Source organism: Allobosea sp. NPDC003192 (assembly GCF_050275675.1).
Classification (GTDB): Bacteria; Pseudomonadota; Alphaproteobacteria; order Rhizobiales; family Beijerinckiaceae; genus Allobosea.
This window is the reverse complement of sequence record NZ_JBNNPK010000005.1, coordinates 151,762-168,479: the sequence shown is the minus strand read 5'-3', so window position 1 is coordinate 168,479 and position 16,718 is coordinate 151,762. Positions and strand designations below refer to the sequence as shown.

Annotated in this window: 15 protein-coding genes; 9 read left to right on the top strand and 6 right to left on the bottom strand. The window is 68.1% G+C overall.

Features of this window, described 5'->3' with window-relative positions; translation table 11 throughout:
* The first annotated feature begins 116 nt into the window (after positions 1-116).
* The 4 genes from ACQKLX_RS09285 (at position 117) to ACQKLX_RS09270 (ending at position 3,833) form a co-directional block, all read left to right on the top strand.
* Positions 117-869 (top strand): sulfite exporter TauE/SafE family protein, encoded by a 753-nt coding sequence (locus ACQKLX_RS09285; RefSeq protein WP_427361293.1) that lies wholly within the window; start codon positions 117-119, stop codon positions 867-869.
* 95 nt (positions 870-964) lie between these two features.
* The gene (gene otnI / locus ACQKLX_RS09280) at positions 965-1,744 is read left to right on the top strand and encodes a 2-oxo-tetronate isomerase (RefSeq protein WP_427361292.1); all 780 of its coding nucleotides are present in this window, start codon (positions 965-967) and stop codon (positions 1,742-1,744) included.
* Positions 1,741-2,742 (top strand): glucokinase, encoded by a 1,002-nt coding sequence (locus ACQKLX_RS09275; protein WP_427361291.1) that lies wholly within the window; start codon positions 1,741-1,743, stop codon positions 2,740-2,742. The genes otnI and ACQKLX_RS09275 overlap by 4 nt, the downstream gene beginning before the upstream one ends.
* A 44-nt stretch (positions 2,743-2,786) precedes the next feature.
* Positions 2,787-3,833 (top strand): acyltransferase family protein, encoded by a 1,047-nt coding sequence (locus ACQKLX_RS09270; protein WP_427361290.1) that lies wholly within the window; start codon positions 2,787-2,789, stop codon positions 3,831-3,833.
* 114 nt (positions 3,834-3,947) lie between these two features.
* Here the strand turns inward: ACQKLX_RS09270 and ACQKLX_RS09265 are convergent, their stop codons facing one another.
* Entirely contained in the window at positions 3,948-4,304 is a 357-nt protein-coding gene (locus ACQKLX_RS09265; RefSeq protein WP_427361289.1) for a hypothetical protein, read from the bottom strand.
* A gap of 110 nt (positions 4,305-4,414) precedes the next feature.
* Here ACQKLX_RS09265 and ACQKLX_RS09260 point away from each other — a divergent pair, with 110 nt between their 5' ends.
* The gene (locus tag ACQKLX_RS09260; RefSeq protein WP_427361288.1) at positions 4,415-6,223 is read left to right on the top strand and encodes an ABC-F family ATP-binding cassette domain-containing protein; all 1,809 of its coding nucleotides are present in this window, start codon (positions 4,415-4,417) and stop codon (positions 6,221-6,223) included.
* 266 nt (positions 6,224-6,489) lie between these two features.
* Positions 6,490-7,236 (top strand): glucose 1-dehydrogenase, encoded by a 747-nt coding sequence (locus ACQKLX_RS09255; RefSeq protein WP_091839171.1) that lies wholly within the window; start codon positions 6,490-6,492, stop codon positions 7,234-7,236.
* A 4-nt stretch (positions 7,237-7,240) separates the two neighbouring features.
* Here ACQKLX_RS09255 and ACQKLX_RS09250 read toward each other — a convergent pair whose 3' ends face one another.
* Positions 7,241-8,140, bottom strand: coding sequence for a metallophosphoesterase family protein (locus tag ACQKLX_RS09250; RefSeq protein ID WP_427361287.1), 900 nt, complete (start codon positions 8,138-8,140; stop codon positions 7,241-7,243).
* Positions 8,141-8,473: 333 nt separating this feature from the next.
* Between ACQKLX_RS09250 and ACQKLX_RS09245 the strand changes: the two genes are divergently transcribed.
* On the top strand, positions 8,474-8,995 hold the full coding sequence (locus ACQKLX_RS09245) for an NUDIX domain-containing protein (RefSeq protein ID WP_427361286.1): 522 nt from the start codon (positions 8,474-8,476) through the stop codon (positions 8,993-8,995).
* A 165-nt stretch (positions 8,996-9,160) separates the two neighbouring features.
* On the opposite strand, the gene ACQKLX_RS09240 is transcribed toward ACQKLX_RS09245, so the two are convergent.
* Positions 9,161-9,745 carry a cytochrome b gene (locus ACQKLX_RS09240; RefSeq protein WP_427361285.1) on the bottom strand — a complete coding sequence of 195 codons (585 nt, stop codon included), beginning with the start codon at positions 9,743-9,745 and terminating at the stop codon, positions 9,161-9,163.
* Between the two features lie 260 nt (positions 9,746-10,005).
* Between ACQKLX_RS09240 and ribA the strand changes: the two genes are divergently transcribed.
* Positions 10,006-11,133: a GTP cyclohydrolase II RibA gene (gene ribA, locus ACQKLX_RS09235; RefSeq protein WP_427361284.1), complete on the top strand. Its 1,128-nt coding sequence runs from the start codon at positions 10,006-10,008 to the stop codon at positions 11,131-11,133.
* 31 nt (positions 11,134-11,164) lie between these two features.
* Complete coding sequence (locus tag ACQKLX_RS09230) at positions 11,165-13,528, top strand: hypothetical protein (RefSeq protein ID WP_427361283.1); 2,364 nt, start codon at positions 11,165-11,167, stop codon at positions 13,526-13,528.
* On the opposite strand, the gene ACQKLX_RS09225 is transcribed toward ACQKLX_RS09230, so the two are convergent.
* The 3 genes from ACQKLX_RS09225 to ACQKLX_RS09215 all read right to left on the bottom strand — a co-directional run bounded on the left by ACQKLX_RS09225 (position 13,529) and on the right by ACQKLX_RS09215 (position 16,658).
* Positions 13,529-14,389 (bottom strand): TIGR01459 family HAD-type hydrolase, encoded by an 861-nt coding sequence (locus tag ACQKLX_RS09225; RefSeq protein ID WP_427361282.1) that lies wholly within the window; start codon positions 14,387-14,389, stop codon positions 13,529-13,531.
* Positions 14,386-15,318, bottom strand: coding sequence for a sugar kinase (locus tag ACQKLX_RS09220; RefSeq protein ID WP_427361281.1), 933 nt, complete (start codon positions 15,316-15,318; stop codon positions 14,386-14,388). The genes ACQKLX_RS09225 and ACQKLX_RS09220 overlap by 4 nt, the downstream gene beginning before the upstream one ends.
* 92 nt (positions 15,319-15,410) lie before the next feature.
* Complete coding sequence (locus ACQKLX_RS09215; protein WP_427361280.1) at positions 15,411-16,658, bottom strand: coiled-coil domain-containing protein; 1,248 nt, start codon at positions 16,656-16,658, stop codon at positions 15,411-15,413.
* Positions 16,659-16,718: the final 60 nt, after the last annotated feature.

The following is a 16,718-nucleotide window of genomic DNA, read 5'->3' as shown; positions in this document are numbered from 1 at the left end:
GGATCCATTCCGGAACGCTTCTCGGTGAGGTTCCGGAATGGGTCCCGGGTCTCCCTCCGGTCGCCCGGGACGACCGGTGCCTTGATACCGAGGCGAGTGATCGACCAGGCCGACCCATGGATATCTCCACCATCCTCAGCCTCGTCCTCGGCGCCGCCCTCGCCGGCTTCGTGCAGGGCCTCTCCGGCTTCGCCTTCAGCCTCGTCGCCATGTCGGTCTGGGCCTGGACGCTCGATCCCAAGCTCGCCGCGGTGATGGCCGTCTTCGGCGGTCTGACCGGCCAGACCATCGCCGCCTTGTCGGTGCGCCGCGGCTTCGACTTTGCCCGGCTCTGGCCCTTCCTGCTCGGCGGCCTCGCCGGCATCCCGGTCGGCGTCCTGCTGCTGCCGCTGGTCGAGCCCAACCTGTTCAAGGCCGGCCTCGGTATCCTGCTGGCGGTCTGGTGCCCGGTCATGCTGTTCGCGCCGCATCTGCCGCCGGTCCGCTTCGGCGGACGCCTGGCCGACGGTGCGATCGGCCTGATGGGAGGCGTCATGGGCGGCTTCGGCGGCTTCACCGGCGTCTTGCCGACGCTCTGGTGCTCGCTACGGCGCATGGACAAGGACGTGCAGCGCTCCATCGTCCAGAATTTCAACCTCGCGATGCTCGCCGCGACCATGCTCGGCTATGTCCTGGCCGGGAACGTCACGCGCCAGATGTGGCCGGCCTTCGCCATCGTCGCGCCGGCAATGCTGATTCCCTCGCTGCTCGGCGGAAAGCTCTATATCGGCATCAGCGAGCAGGCCTTCCGCCGCATCGTGCTGACCTTGCTGACGCTGTCGGGCATCGCGCTGCTGGCCTCGTCGCTGCCGCGCCTGCTCGGCGGCTGACCGGACGGAACCGTCCCGCGCTTCTACAGGTTATCGATGACGTGCCCGCGCGAACGGGCTAGCTTGCCGCCTCAATTCGACTGATGAGATCAATCATGCCGCGTTTTGCCGCCAATCTCTCGATGATGTTCAACGAGTGGGAGTTCCTCGACCGCTTCAAGGCGGCCTCTGAGGCCGGTTTCGAGGCGGTCGAGTTCCTGTTTCCCTATGAGCATGCTCCCGAGAAGGTCGGGCTGGCGCTCGCCGGCGGCGAGCTCGAGCAGGCGCTGTTCAACCTGCCGCCCGGCGACTGGGCCAAGGGCGAGCGCGGCATGGCCGCCCTACCCGGCCGCGAGGAGGAGTTCCGCGCTGGCGTCGACACTGCGCTGGCCTATGTCCACGAGACCGGCGTCAAGCGCCTGCACATGATGGCCGGCCTCACCGACCCGAATGATCTCGCCGCTCAGAAGGCCTATCGCGCCTCGCTCGCCTATGCCGCCGACAAGCTCGGCGAGCATGGCGTCGACCTGCTGCTCGAGCCGATCAACGGCAAGGACATGCCGGGCTATTTCCTCAACGATTTCGACCAGGCGGCGGCCTATGTCCGCGAGGCCGGCCGGCCCAACGTCAAGCTGCAGTTCGACATGTATCATTGCGAATTGATCCACGGCGATGTCGGCACTCGGCTGGAGGCGCTCTACCCGCTGGTCGGCCATATCCAGATCGCCAATGCCGAGGGCCGGCACGAGCCCGACGGCCCAAGGCCCGACTACCCCGCGCTGTTCGCCCAGCTCGACTCGCTGGGCTATGCCGGCTTCGTCGGCTGCGAGTACCGGCCGCGCGCCGGCACGCTCGAAGGCCTCGGCTGGTTCTCGCCCTGGAAGAAACACGCGTGAGCCCGGGCTTCCCCCATCCGGTGCTGGTGGCCGATATCGGCGGCACCAATTGCCGGCTCTCGCTGGTGCCGACGCCCGGCGCCCTGCATGAGCCGCTGGCAAGGATCAGCACCGGCGCGCATCCGACCCCGGAAGCTGCGCTCGGCTCGGTGCTGTCGACGCTGACGGTGAAGCCGCGCTCGGCCATCCTCGCCGTCGCCGGCCCGCTCGACGGGCGCAAGGCCCAGCTCACCAATGCCAGCTGGCATTTCGACGGTCCCGCGCTCGGCAACGTGCTTGGCTTCGAGCAGGGTCTGCTGGTCAATGATTTCGAGGCGCTCGCCGCCTCGCTCGCCGTGCTCCGGGATCGCGACCTCGTCAATCTTGTCCGCGGCAAGCCCGAGCCGGAAGGCCCGCGCCTCGTGCTCGGCCCCGGCACCGGCTTCGGCGCCGCCGCCCTCTTGCGGCGCGGCGACACCGGCATGCTGGTTCCGACCGAATCCGGCCATATCGGCATCGGCCCGGAGGATCCGACCGAGGTGAAGCTCTGGCCGGCTTTGGCCGAGGGCATTCCGCGCGTCACCATCGAGGAACTCCTCAGCGGCAGCGGCCTCATCCGCCTCCACCGGGCGGTGATGCGGCAATCCGACGTGGCCGAGCCCGATGTCAGCGCCGCCGACGTCACCGCGCTGGCGCTCGACGGCAATCCCGGCGCACTGATGGCGGTGGTCTGCTTCTGGCGGTTGCTGGCGCGCGTTGCCGGCGATCTCGCGCTGGGTTTCAAGGCGACCGGCGGGGTCTATCTCGCCGGCGGCATCGCGCCGCGCATCCTGCCGCTCGCCGACAAAGCGACGATCCACGCCGTCTTCGCCGGCAAGCCGCCGGTCGAGGACCTCGCCGCCCGCTTCGCACTCAACGTGATCACGGCCGACGACCCAGCCGAGCAGGGCCTCGCCGCCATCGCGGCCGCTCCAAGCCGCTTCGGCCTCGACGACCCCGCGCGCTTGTGGTTTGCCTGAGCACTCCGGCGGTCACCCTGCCTCCTTCGAAGACGATTCCCGCCTTGCCCCAGCTCTACGGCATCCAGGTCCTGCGCGCGCTTGCGGCGCTGATGGTCGCGGTCCATCACGTCCAGGCCGATGCCGCCTTCCTCGCGACACGAGCCGGTATTGCGTTCGCGCCGTCCTATGCCCTGCCTTGGAATGCCGGCGTCGACCTGTTCTTCGTCATCTCCGGCTTCATCATGGTGCACTCCTCGGCCGGGCTGTTCGGCCAGCCGGGCGGCGCGCGCCTGTTCATCACCCGGCGCATCGCGCGGATCGTCCCGCTCTACTGGGCCACGACGACGCTCTTCCTCCTTGTGCTGCTCGCCTCGCCCGCGCTACTCAATTCCGGTGCGCCGAGCCCCCAGCAGATCGCCGCCTCCTATCTGTTCTGGCCGATGGCGAATGCCGCGGGCGAGCTTCAGCCGGTCTATTCGCTCGGCTGGACGCTGAATTACGAGATGCTGTTCTACGCCCTGTTCGGAGCAGCGCTGCTCGCGCCCGGCCGGCTGGTCGTGCCGCTGGTCTGCATCGCCCTCGCCGCGTTGGTCGGAACCCAAGCGCTTGCCGGGCCACTGCCCCTGCCCTTCGGCTTCTGGGGCCAGCCAATCGTGCTCGAATTCGCCGCCGGCATGGCGGTCGGCCTGCTACACCGGAACGGTCTTCGCCTCGATGGCCGCCTCCGCTGGCTGATGGCAGCGGCTGGTGTCGCCCTGCTCGTTGCCGCCGCCGGTGACGGCTGGGCCCAGACTTCCTGGGGCGCCGTCGCCCTGCGCGGGCCCGCCGCGCTCCTTCTCGTCACCGCCGCGGCCTGCGGGCGCAACGTCACCGCCCCGTCGGCATTGGTGCGTTCGCTGGCGATTCTGGGGGACGCCTCCTACGCGCTCTACCTCGTCCACCCCTTCGCGATGCGGGCGCTGCGCGAGGTCTTCGCGCGCCTCGCGCCGAGTGCGACCAGCCTCTTCATCGTGCTGGCGCTGATCGCGGCTGTGCTCGCGGCGCTGGCGGTCTATCACTGGTTCGAGCGGCCGATGACCAAGGTGCTGCGGCGGGCGCTGCGAGCTTAGAGGGTCGTCATGGTCGAGCTTGACCCGACCATCTCAGGCCGGAAGAGGCTCCGATAGTGCGTTCTGGTCCTGAGCTTCTCGGATCTGCGCTTCGCTCCGTCCGAGAATGACGCTCTACTTCTTCAGCCGCATTCCCTTCAGCGACTGCCCGACCACGCCGCCGTCGCGCCGGCGCTCCGGCCGCTTGGCGACGATCGTCTCGACATGCTGTTCCTGCGGGAAATAGCCGCGCTCCAGCACTTCGAGCGTATACTCCTCATAGGTCAGGCCGAGTGCCTCGGCCCGCTCCTGTCGCCTCAATGCGATCTCGCGCGGCTTCTTCCAGGCCTTGCGATGGGCGAAGCGCCAGTCGAACGTCCGGCCGATCTCGTCCCGACTGGTTCGCGGCTTGCGCTTCGTCTCCTCGAGCGGCGGGCCGCCATTGTCGCCGATGCGGGCGGGACGAGGCTTGCGCAGGGCCGGCTGCTTCATTGCATAATCTCATATGAGATACAAAACGTATCTCATAGTGGATCAAGCTGAGTTACCTCGCAAGCCCCGGCATGGTGACAGGCGCGCCGCCGCAGTCTATCCCGCCCGCCATGGCTCCTCTGCTTCATCTTCGCGACGTCGCGCTCACCTTCGGCGGCCAGCCCCTGCTGGAATCGGCCGAGATCGCCGTCTCCGCCGGCGAGAAGGTCTGCCTCGTCGGCCGCAACGGCTCCGGCAAGTCGACGCTGCTCAAGATCGCCGCCGGCCTGATCGAGCCCGACAGCGCCGAACGCTTCCTTCAACCTGGCGTCACCGTCCGCTATCTGCCGCAGGAGCCCGACTTCACGGGATTTGCGACCTCGCTCGCCTATGTCGAGGCCGGCCTCGGGCCGGGCGACGATCCCTATCGCGCCCGCTATCTCGTCGAGGAACTCGGCCTCACCGGCGAGGAGGACCCGCAGGCGATGTCGGGCGGCGAATCCCGCCGCGCTGCGCTTGCCCGCGTGCTGGCGCCCGAGCCCGACATCCTGCTGCTCGACGAGCCGACCAACCATCTCGACCTGCCGGTAATCGAATGGCTGGAGGCTGAGCTGAAATCGTTGCGCTCGGCCATGGTGCTGATCAGCCACGACCGCCGCTTCCTCAGCAATCTCTCGCGCGCCACGATCTGGCTCGACCGCGGCCAGACCCGCCGGGTCGAGCGCGGATTCGGCGAGTTCGAGGCCTGGCGCGACGAGGTGCTGGCGCAGGAGGAGCTCGACCGCCACAAGCTCGACCGCAAGATCGCCCGCGAGGAAGACTGGCTGCGCTATGGCGTCAGCGCCCGGCGCACCCGCAACCAGCGCCGTCTCGGCGAGCTGCATGCGCTGCGCGACCAGCGCCGCACCGCCCGCAAGGCCGTGGGCACAGTCAAACTGGAGGCCAGCGAGGCGCAGTCCTCCGGCAAGCTGGTGGTAGAGGCCGTCGGCATCGCCAAGAGCTATGGCGACCGGCCAATCGTCAAGCCGCTGTCGCTGCGCATCGCCCGCGGCGACCGGATCGGCATCGTCGGGCCGAACGGCGCCGGCAAGACCACGCTGATCAACCTCCTGACCGGCGCACTCAAGCCCGATGCCGGCACGGTCAAGCTCGGCACCTCACTGGAGATGGTAACTCTCGACCAGAGCCGCGAAAGCCTCGACCCGGCGACGCCGCTCGGCGACGTGCTGACCGGCGGCGGCAGCGACCAGGTCATGGTCGGCGGCGAGCCGCGTCATGTCGTCAGCTATATGAAGGACTTCCTGTTCCAGCCGCTGCAGCGCGGCACGGCGGTCGGCGCCCTTTCCGGCGGCGAGCGCGGCCGGCTGATGCTGGCCCGCGCCCTGGCCAAGCCTTCGAATCTGCTGGTGCTGGACGAGCCGACCAACGATCTCGACATCGAGACGCTCGACCTGCTGCAGGAACTGGTCGCCGACTATGCTGGCACCGTGCTGCTCGTCAGCCACGACCGCGACTTCCTCGACCGCACGGTATCCTCGGTGCTGATCTCGGATGGCGACGGCGTCTGGACCGAGTTCGCCGGCGGCTATTCCGACATGCTGGCCCAGCGCGGCCGCGGCGTCGGCGCCAGGAGCAAGGTCGCGCCGGAGAAGCAGCCGGCCGAGGCGGCTCCGAAAGCAGCGGCCGCGCCGGCGGCCACGTCGAAGCGCAAGCTCTCCTTCAACGAGAAGCATGCGCTGGAGACGCTGCCGAGGAAGCTGGACGCATTGCAGGCCGAGGCCGGCAAGCTCAACGCAGCGCTGGCCGGCGATCTCTACACCCGCGATCCCAAGCTCTTCGCCAAGGCGACGGCAAGGCTCGACGAGGTCACCCGCGAGATCGCCGAGGCCGAGGAACGCTGGCTCGAGCTGGAGATGCTGCGGGAGGAGATCGGGGCCTGACCCAGCCGCATCGAAGCGGCTCCGATCATGGTAACCCCGTCATGGTCGGGCTTGTCCCGACCATCCACGCCTTCGCTTCCTTGATCGCATGCCATGTTCAAGACGTGGATGCTCGCCACAAGGGCGAGCATGACGGCGCGGCGTCGCTCACCGCAACCGACCCACCCCATACAATTCCGCTATCCGGCCAATCGCGAAAGCGTATTTATCCGGCCGGCCAAATCGTCCCACAGTCGGCGGGCAGATGGAATCCTCGAGGAAGCACCATGAGATTGAAGGGCAAGACGGCGCTGATCACCGGCGCGGCGCAGGGCTTTGGCCTCGGCATCGCCGAGACCTTCGTGCGCGAGGGCGCGCGGGTCGCGGTGCTCGACATCAACGGCGACAAGGCCCGTGAGGCCGCCAAGGCGATCGGCCGCAAGGCCTTCGCCGTCGCCTGCGATGTCGGCAAGGCCAAGAGCGTCGATGCGGCCGTGGCCAAGGTGATCAAGCGCTTCGAGCGGCTCGACATCGTCGTCAACAATGCCGGCATCAGCCATCGCAACCAGCCGATGCTGGACGTGACCGAGGCCGAGTTCGACCGCGTCTTCGACGTCAATGTGAAGTCGATCTTCCTGATGGCCAGGGCGACGGTGCCGCATTTCCGCGAGCATGGCGGCGGCGTCATCCTCAATATCGGCTCGACCGCCGGCGTGCGCCCGCGCCCCGGCCTGACCTGGTACAACGGCTCGAAGGGCGCCGCGAACCTGCTCTCGAAGTCGATGGCGGTCGAGCTCGCCCCCGACCGCATCCGCGTCAACGCGATTGCTCCCGTCGCCGGCGAGACGCCGCTGCTCGCGACCTTCATGGGCGAGGACACGCCGGAGAAGCGCAAGGCCTTCACCGCGACGATTCCCTGGGGTCGGTTCTCGACACCGCAGGACATCGCCAATGCCGCGCTGTTCCTGTGCTCGGACGAGTCCGAGATGGTGACCGGCTCGATCTTGGCGGTCGACGGCGGCCGCTGCGTCTGAGGCGTCAGACGATCCCACCGCCCGTCAGCGGCATCAATTGCAGCTGCTTGACCGTGCCGTCGAGATCGAAGGCACGACGCTCCAGAGAGATGTGAGGGGCCGATGGCGGCCCCTCGATGCGCAGCAGATGCCAGCAGGCGAGCTCGCCATGGCCGCCGCGCGGGCCGATCGAGGCCGAGGGCACGCCGACGATCGGCACATCATGGCCCGGACCCGGCCGCCAGGCCAGCGAGAAGCGGTGATTGTGGCCGTGCAGCACGAGCTCCGCCCCAGCCCGGCGCAGCATCGCCTCGAAGGCGTCGGCATCGACCAGTTCGCGCGTGCGCCTGGCGCCACCGACATAGGGCGGATGGTGGATCAGTACGACGCGGATCAGCCCGTCGGCCTTGGCTTGTGCCAGCAGCTTCTCGGTGACAGCGATCTGGACCGAGCCGACACGCCCGGTCGCCATCAGCGGCAGGGTCGGGATCCCGGTATTCATCCCGATCAGCGCCACCGGGCCCCGCCTGCGATACCAGGGATAGCCCGCCTGCCCATCATCGCTGGCGCACCACGGTGCGAGCTCATACGACAGCGCAGCAAGCGACGAGCGCGTATAGCAGTCGTGGTTGCCCGGCACGAAGCTGACGGCATCGCGCGGACCGAGCGTGTCGAGAAAGGAGAGTGCCGTCTTGAATTCGGTCGGCAGGCCGATATGCGAGACATCGCCTGTGCAGGCGATGTGGTCGGGCTTCTGCGCCAGCATGTCGGCGACGATCAGCCCGAGGATTTCCATGTCATGGGCATGGCGGCGCTTGCGTCGCCAATTGACATATCCGGTCGCGCGCTTGCCGATCAGCTCGCGCAGCGAGAACTTGGTCAGCGGCCCCAGATGCGGGTCGGAGAGATGCGCGAGCGTGAACACGCTCCAGCGCTTGCCTTCAACGCCCGCGCCGCGTCAAGCATGACGGTGGCGGCGGGCGAAGATGACGCAGCCTGAAAGGCTCAGTTGGCCGAGCCCATCAGCTCCGAGACGATGCGCGGATCGGTCAGGGTAACAGCCGGCTTCCAGACGAAGCGGGGCTTGGCGTTCAGGCGAGAGGTGATGAAGGCGAGAAGCATGATAATTCCCCAGCGGTAGTGCGAAGTTTGTGATCCTCATATATGGCGCGTTTGTGTTATAGCGAGGGGAAAAACAGAGTTCTGATATGCAATTGATGCATAGACAATTAATCCCGCACCAGGATTTGCCCAAATCGTGAGCAACGAGGACGGATCAGATCCGCGCTCCGGCGCATCGGGCATCGAGCGGGTGCCGCAAGGCCTGCGGCGGCTGGCTGGGAAGACCTTGCACCTCTATTTTCGCGTGCGGCGCGGCATGACGCTCGGCGTGCGCGCCGCCGTGCTGAATGAGGTCGGCGAGGTCCTGCTGGTGCGTCACACCTACACACCCGGCTGGCACCTGCCCGGCGGCGGCGTCGAGCCGAACGAAACGCTTCACGACGCTCTCGCCAAGGAATTGCGCGAGGAGACCAATATCGCGCTGACCGGCCCGGCCGAGCTGCACGGTGTCTTCCTCAACCGCCATGTCTCGGTGCGCGACCATGTCGCCGTTTTCATCGTGCGCGCCTTCGCGCAGAGTGCGCCGAAGCAGCCGGATCGCGAGATCGCCGAGGCGCGCTTCTTCCCGCTCTCCGCCTTGCCGGAGAAGACGACGCCGGGCACAAGGCGCCGGCTGGCGGAGATCATCGATGGGGCTGCGCGGCCGGACGAGTGGTGAGAGGCAGGTAAAGATCATACATCTCCCCTCGGCCCTCATCCTGAGGAGCGCTCCGCAGGAGCGCGTCTCGAAGGATGCTCCAGGGGGCTCCGGAGACAGCTGGACCATCCTTCGAGACGCCGCTGCGCGGCTCCTCAGGATGAGGGCTAGTGCTCGTATTGAGCCCTATTTCAGCCCGGGCAACATCCGGCGCAGCACACCGTCCTTGCGGATGAAGTAATGGAAGAGCGCCGCGCCGATATGCGCGCAGGCCAGCAGTGCCAGCAGGATGGCGAGCCAGCCATGGATGGACAGCACTCGCTTGGCCACCTCCTCGTTCGGCGCGGCCAGAGCCGGTAGCTCGAACAGGTTGAACACCATCAATGACGGGAACAGCGAAACCCCGATCCAACCGAGCAGCGGCACGATCAGCAGTAAGCCATAAAGTGCCCAATGCACGAGATGAGAGGCGGCCTTCTGCCACCACTCCAGCGTCGGCTCGTCAGGCGGCGCGCCGTGCATCAGCCGGTAGATCAGCCGGCCGGCACTGAGCCAAAGCACGAGGAAGCCAAGCAGTTTGTGGGTGGAGTAGAGCGCGTCGGTCACCCCGTCCCAGATGTCGAGCGTGTTGCCGCGATAGGTCATGGCGAGCCCGAGCGGGATCATCACGAACACGGCCGCGACCGTAAGCCAATGCAGCATGCGCGCCACCGGGCTGTAGACAGTGCTGCGTCCCGCGCCTGTCGTTACCGGGTCATGTCCCTGCGTCATTTCCCTTACGCGCTCCCGGTCGCCATATCTGGTCAGGGTCTGCCGCTGAGACTATTCATCTGGTGTTCAATCTCGCGCTTTTATAGGCCAGTCTGCAATCGGTCGCCGATCATGCCTGTTGCAAGTGCTGCCTTGGAACCACGCAGAAACGGAAACGTTGTAGGAACGCGACGTTGCATCAGGTGCATCTGTCCAGATGGGACGCGCGTAGCTAGCTCAAATTCCTCCGCGCCCTCGGGCGCAATCTGACGGATCTTCCGATGCCTCAGTCGCGTAAGCTTTTCGGCCGGCCGGGTGAAACCGATCTGGTCGCCGTCGACCGCGCTCTCGCCGAGTTCCGCGCCGCCCGCCCCGTGCTGCTGCGCCATGGCGAGGAACTGGCGCTGGCCCTGTCGGCCGAGCTCGCGGAAACCGATCTCACGGCCCGCCTCGACTCCCTGTCCGCCGGAAATGCTCGCCTTGTGCTGAGCGCCGCGCGCCTGCGCCGCCTCGGCGCCAAGGGACGCGCCGAGACCGGCATCCTCGCCATGCCGGTGATCGATCTTGCCCGCGTCGAGACGTTGGCCCTGAAGCTCGACGCCCGCGTTGACGCTCCCGTCGGGCCGGCGGGTGCGCTCGACAACGCCGCGCTGGAGCTCGCTCGCCTTTCGCTGGTGCTGCCGGCGGTGATCCTCGTCCCGGTCTCGGCCGCGCAGGTCGCCGGCGAGCCGCTGATCGAGGTCACCATCGAGGCGGTCAACGGCTACCGCGCCGCGCAGGTTGCGCGCCTTGCGATCGTCGGCCGCGCGCCGGTGCCGCTCGAGGGTGCTCCCGATACCGAATTCGTCGTCTTCCGCGGCGGCGAGGGCCTGCGTGACCAGGTCGCGATCATCGTCGGCAAGCCGGATCTTTCCGCCGCCGTGCCAGTGCGTCTGCACTCGGCCTGCCTGACCGGCGACCTGTTCGGCTCGCTGAAATGCGATTGCGGCGACCAGCTGCGCGAGACCGTGCAGTGGATGGCCGAGAACGAGGGCGGCGTCCTGCTCTATCTCGACCAGGAAGGCCGCGGCAACGGCATCTCCAACAAGATGCGCGCCTACAAGCTGCAGAGCCAGGGCTGGGACACCTACGACGCCGACGAGGTGCTCGGCTTCGATCTCGACCAGCGCCACTTCGACTTCGCCGCCGCGATGCTGAAGCAACTCGGCGTCTCCAGCGTCACGGCACTGACCAACAACCCGCTCAAGGTCGGAGCGATCAAGGCCGCCGGCCTGGAAGTCGCCGCGACCCAGCGCGTGCTCGGCCGCCCGAACGTCCACAATGTCCGCTATCTCGCCTCGAAGCGCGATCGCGCCGGCCACTTCATCGACATGGACGCGCTGATGGCGCGTGCCGCTCCGAAGGATTGATCCCGCGCCGGGCATGGGGCAGGAAGCCGCCATGTCCGATCGGGACCATCACAACATCGAGCCGCCACCCGCGCCCTGGCCGACCGCCCGGGTAATGCTACTCGTCTTTGCCGGCTGGCTAGCCTTGTCCTGGCCCTGGCTGTCTGGCGCCGTCACCATTCCCTGGGATGCCAAGGCGCATTTCCACCCGCAGTTGCAGTTCCTCGCCAGTGCCCTGCACAAGGGGCTCTCGCCGTTCTGGACACCCTTCGTCTTCGCCGGCTCGCCGCAGGTCGCCGATCCGCAATCGCTGATCTTCTCGCCGCCCTTCTTCCTGATCGCCCTGCTCAATCCCAGCCCGGATTTCCGCTGGAGCGACGGCGCCCTGCTCGGCTCGCTGCTCACCGGCGCGCTCTGCCTCGTCCTGCTCTTCCGCGATCGCGGCTGGCATCCGGCCGGAGCGGTCGTCTGCGCCCTCTCCTTCGCCTTCGGCGCCGCCGCCGCCTGGCGTATCCAGCATGTCGGACAGGTGCTGAGCCTGTCCTATTTCGCGGTGACGCTGCTGCTGCTCTCGCGCGCGCTCGAGCGCAGCTCCTGGCGTTATGGCTTCGCCGCAGGCCTCGCCGCAGGCTTCATGGTGCTCGGGCGAGACCAGGTCGCGCTGCTCGGCGTCTATGTCCTCGCCGGGCTGGTGCTCGCGGCCATCGCCATGGCGGACAGGCCGCTGGCGGCGCTGCGCGCCAGCCTGATGCCGCTGCTGCTCGGCATTGTTGGCGCCACGCTGGTCGCAACGGTGCCGATCCTGCTCACCGCCGTCCTCGCCGAGGAATCGAACCGGCCGGTGATCGATCTCGCCGGAGCCGGCAAGGGCTCGCTGCATCCGGGCTCGCTGCTGACTGGGCTGATCGCCAATCTCTACGGCGCATCGGGACCGCTGGAGAATTTCTGGGGCCCGCCCAGCCCCGCCTGGGAGCAGCGCTTCGGCCGGCTCGATCTCTACCTCGCCCGCAACATGGGCGAGCTCTATCTCGGCCTGCTGCCGATACTGCTGGTCGTCGGTGTCGGCACCGTCCGCGGCGCCCTGCTGCGGCGGGAGATCGTCGCCCTCAGCGTGGCGGCGCTGCTCGTGCTGGTCTACGCGCTCGGCCGCTACACGCCGGGCTTCGCCCTGCTCTTCCATCTACCCGGTATAGATTTCTACCGCCGCCCGGCCGATGCGCTCTTCATCCTCGGCGCGCTGCTCTCGATCCTCGGTGGCTACCTCATCCATCTCGTCCTGACCGACACGGCGCCGCACCCGAGCCGTTGGCAGATCGCGCTCGAAATCCTGCTGCTGCTGGCCGGCTTTGGCAGCGCGATCTGGCTCGCCTGGACGGTCGGCCGGCTGCACGTCGCCTTCGTGCCGCTCGTCACCGCCATGCTCTGCCTGATGCTGGTCGCGGGCGCGCTGGTCGCGGCGCGCGGGCTTGCCTTGCAGGGCGCCGGCATGGCCGCGACCATCATCCTCGCCATCGCCATGGTCGTCGATCTCGGCGTCAACAACGGCCCGAGCGAGTCGACCGCATTACCGGCGGAAATGTACGAGGTGCTGCGCGCCGACAGCAGCAACGAGACCATCGCTCTGCTGAAGCGGGAGACCGCCCGCACCGCCGGCCCGGACCGGCGCGATCGCATCGAGCTCGCCGGCATCGATTTCCACTGGCCCAATGCCAGCCTCGTCCACGGGCTCGACAATACACTGGGTTACAATCCGCTCCGGCTCGGCCTCTACAGCCAGGCGACCGGCGCCGGCGATCATGTCGCCTTGCCCGACCAGCGCACTTTCTCGCCTCTGATGCCGTCCTATCGCTCGCTGCTCGCCGACATGCTGGGCCTGCGCTTCATCGCGACCGGCGTGCCGGTCGAGGAAATCGACAAGCGACTGAAGCCCGGCGACCTCGTCCAGATTGCCCGGACCAAGGACGCCTATGTCTACGAGAACCCGCGAGCCTTGCCACGCGTGCTCCTCGTCACCGAAGCGCAGCAGGCCGATTTCGGCGCCATCCTGAAAAGTGGGCAATGGCCTGTTGGCTTCGACCCGCGCCGCACCGTCCTCTTCGACAAGGCGGCGCCGCCTCTGCCGACCGGACCGACGCAGGCCGGAAGCGTCCGCATCCGCAATTACGGCACGACCGAGGTGCTGCTCGATGTCGACGCACCGCGCGGCGGCTTCGTCGTGCTCAACGACGTCTGGCAGCCCTGGTGGCAGGTCGAGGTCGACGGCAAGCCGGCGCAGCTGCTGCGCGCCAACGTCATCTTCCGGGCCGTGCAGGTGCCGCCCGGCCGCTCGACGGTGCGCTTCGTCTTCCGCCCGCTCGACGGCCTCTATCACGCCATCGGCGCGCGGATCCGCAAGGGAAACCCGCCGCCGGTCTGATCAGCCGAGTGCCGCCATCGCCGCGACCGGCAAGGGCCGATGCGCCGCCAGCACCCGCGCGAGCCCGTCCGGAACCACCGCGCCGTCGCGGATCGTCTCGTCGCGATGGATGCCGCCAGCGATGAACAGGCTGTCGAAGCCCATCATCTTCGCGCCGGCGAGATCGGTACGGACCGCATCACCGATCACCAGCACGCGGGCTGGATCGACCTCGCGTCCGCCGCGCGCCTCACGGGCGGCGGCAAGCGCAAGGTCATAGGCCGGGCGGTGCGGTTTGCCAGCCCAGGCGACATGGCCGCCGAGTTCCTCATAGATCGTCGCCAGCGCGCCGGCGCAAGGCAGCAGATCATGGCCGACATGAACGACGAGGTCGGGGTTACCGCAGATGAAAGGCAGCCCGCGCGCGGCGAAGCGCGACAGGAGCGGCCGGTACTGCTCCGGCTGCTCGCGGCGATAATCGTTGAGCTCGGTCGCGACGACGAACTCGGCCTCGGCCTCATCGACAAGCTCGATGTCGAACCCGGCGAACACCGCCCGGTCCTCGTGCCAGCCGATATGATAGGCCTTGCGCAGATGCGTCTCGGCGATCAGCGCCCGCGTCACGTCGCCCGAGGTCACCAGCCTGTCCCAGGCGGCGCGCGGCACGCGCTTGCCGTCGAGCACGCCGGCGATCTGCTCGGAAGGGCCCGGCGCGTTCGAGAGCAGCACCACCGTGCCGCCGCCCTCGCGATAGCGCATCAAGGCTTCGCAGGCCGGATCGAGCGCCAGCACACCGTCATGGACGACGCCCCAGACATCGCTGATTAGCACGTCGTAGCGGGCGAGCAGCGCGCCCGCTTCCATCAGGACTGGAACGCTCATGCCCGGCCAGCCGCCTCTTGCGCGATCCGCGCCTCGACCTGCGCGCGACGCGGCAGCGGCGCCACCGCGCCATAGCCCAGCGTCGACAAAGCCGCCGCGACATTGGCATAGGCACCGGCAGCGAAGGCGTCGCCAGTGCGGATATATTCGGCGAGGAAGGCGCCGTCATAGCAGTCGCCGGCGCCGGTCGCGTCGATCGCATCGACCTTGATCGGCACGAAGCGCTGGCGCTTGTCCGGCGTCGCCACCAGCGAGCCCTCATGGCCGAGCGTCAGCGCCACGACCTTGGCGCCGAGCTTGAGGTAGAAATCGACGATCGCGTCCGGCTGCTCCAGCCCGGTCAGCAGCTTGGCGTCGCCATCGCCTGGCAGGACGATGTCGGCCATCTCGCAGGCGGCGTGCACGATTGCCCGCGCCCGCGTCAGCGGCCACAGCTTCAGGCGCAGATTGGTGTCATAGGCGGTCAGCACGCCGTTCTCGCGCGCCGTTGCGAAGGCCTCGAACACCGCATCGCAGGCGCTCGCCGAAATCGCCTGGCTGATGCCGGAGGCCTGGATCACCTTGGCCGAGGCGATGAGATCCCTAGGTAATTGCGCCGGACCGTAGAGGCTCGCGGCCGAACCGGCGCGCAAATAGGAGAAGACATGGCCCTGCGGCCCGTGGGAGACGAAATAGAGCCCGGTCGGCGCCGAAGGATGCGTCGAGACATGGGTGTCATCGACGCCCTCCTCGGCCCACACGGTCCGGAAGGTACGGCCGGGCTCGTCATCGCCGAGAGCGCCGACATAGGCGACCTTCGCCCCCTGCCGCGCCGCCGCGATCGCGCAATTGGAGGTGTCGCCGCCAAGCCCGAAGCGATAGGCGCCGGCCTCGCCCCGGGTCGCGTTGAACTCGCCGAGGGGCTCACCGATACAAACGATATCCGTCATGAATCCAAACCGAGAAGAGCGACCGCAGGCGCGATGGGTGTTCTCACTAGAGCATTGCTGGCCATGGTCAAAAGGCTTTGACCGGCAAGCGGCTATTCCGCCGCCTCGCGGCTCTCCGACGTCACCAGCAGCGCATCAGCCAGCCTGACGATTTCCTGGCGCAGTGCTGCTTCCCCGGCCGCCTTGCCGCCGTTCTGCTTGCGCAGCGCCGCGAGCTCGCGCTTGAGCCCGGCGCGATCGGCTCGGGCCTGGTCGCGGGCGCCCTGGACCGTGCCGAGCTCGGCATGCAGTGCCTCGACCATCTCGTCGCGCTCGCGCAGGGCCGCGCGATGAGCCGCCGCCTCGCTCGCGAGCTGCTCCTTAAAGCGAACTTCGGCCGCGGCAGCAGCCTCGATCTTGCTCTCCAGCGCCTTGATCTTCTCCAGCGTCTGTGCGTGGTCGGCGGATGCCTGCGTCATGGCCGCCTCCTGCTTTGCAATCTCCGCCCCGAGCTTGACGGCGTTGGCATCGGCCGCGCGCAGCGTAGCCTCGGCCTCGTTCGCCCGTGTCGTAAGGGCGTCGGCCCGCAATCGCTCGCTGTCGCGATCCAGCTTCATCGCGGAAAGGCTCGCGCGTGCCTCGGCCAGCGCCGCTTCCGCTGTAGCGAGCCGCGCCGAGAAATCGTCGCGCTCACCCTCCAGCTTGAGCCTGAGCGTGCCGGCCTCGACCAGAGCGAGGCGCTGGCGATCATGCTCATTGGTGAGGGCCGAGAGCGCCTGATCGCGCTCGACGAGGGTCGCACCGGCGCTGTCGTGCAAGGTCCTGAGTTCGCCGAGCTCGTGGCTGCGGGCTGCAAGATCGGCCGAAGTGCCGCTCAGCGCCTGCCGGGTCTCGGCTAGCTGCGCCTCCACGGCCGCGAGATCGCCGACGCGGCTCGACAAGGTCGCCTGCGTCGTCTGGTGCCCGGCGCTCTCCGTGGCCAGCGCCTCGCGCGTCTCCTTCAGCTCCCGCGTCCGTTCCGCCAGTTCCGCCTCGAGCATCTCGATCCGCCGCCTGCGCTCGGCGAGATCCGTTTCCAGGCGGCCGATCGCCATGTCGCGCCGGCCGATCTCGCTCATTGCGCCGGCCTTGGCGGCAAAGCCGCTCTCGGCCTTCTGCTCCAGCGTCCGCTCGCGGATCGCCAGCTCGGCGCGCAGATGGTCGCGGTCGGCCGCGATCTCGGCGAGGGACAGCGGGAAAGCGGCCTCGGCCCGCCGCCGCGCCAGCCGATCGGCCCGGCGGCTCAGCGCCGGCAACGCCGAAAGGGCGAGCAGGCTGGCGCACAGGAAGCCGAGCGCAACGAGCATGACGGCTTCGATCAAGGCGGGGCGGCTCCGGTTTCTGCGATCAGCCTGGCCTCAGGCTGCCATGCCCTGATAGAT

Bases quoted from the DNA above. Each gene is read 5' to 3' on its own strand.
- ACQKLX_RS09285 (WP_427361293.1), top strand. From the start codon at position 117: ATGGATATCTCCACCATCCTCAGCCTCGTCCTCGGCGCCGCCCTCGCC.
- otnI (WP_427361292.1), top strand. From the start codon at position 965: ATGCCGCGTTTTGCCGCCAATCTCTCGATGATGTTCAACGAGTGGGAG.
- ACQKLX_RS09265 (WP_427361289.1), bottom strand. From the start codon at position 4,304: ATGAAGCAGCCGGCCCTGCGCAAGCCTCGTCCCGCCCGCATCGGCGAC.
- ACQKLX_RS09260 (WP_427361288.1), top strand. From the start codon at position 4,415: ATGGCTCCTCTGCTTCATCTTCGCGACGTCGCGCTCACCTTCGGCGGC.
- ACQKLX_RS09255 (WP_091839171.1), top strand. From the start codon at position 6,490: ATGAGATTGAAGGGCAAGACGGCGCTGATCACCGGCGCGGCGCAGGGC.
- ACQKLX_RS09240 (WP_427361285.1), bottom strand. From the start codon at position 9,745: ATGACGCAGGGACATGACCCGGTAACGACAGGCGCGGGACGCAGCACT.
- ribA (WP_427361284.1), top strand. From the start codon at position 10,006: ATGCCTCAGTCGCGTAAGCTTTTCGGCCGGCCGGGTGAAACCGATCTG.
- ACQKLX_RS09230 (WP_427361283.1), top strand. From the start codon at position 11,165: ATGTCCGATCGGGACCATCACAACATCGAGCCGCCACCCGCGCCCTGG.
- ACQKLX_RS09225 (WP_427361282.1), bottom strand. From the start codon at position 14,389: ATGAGCGTTCCAGTCCTGATGGAAGCGGGCGCGCTGCTCGCCCGCTAC.
- ACQKLX_RS09220 (WP_427361281.1), bottom strand. From the start codon at position 15,318: ATGACGGATATCGTTTGTATCGGTGAGCCCCTCGGCGAGTTCAACGCG.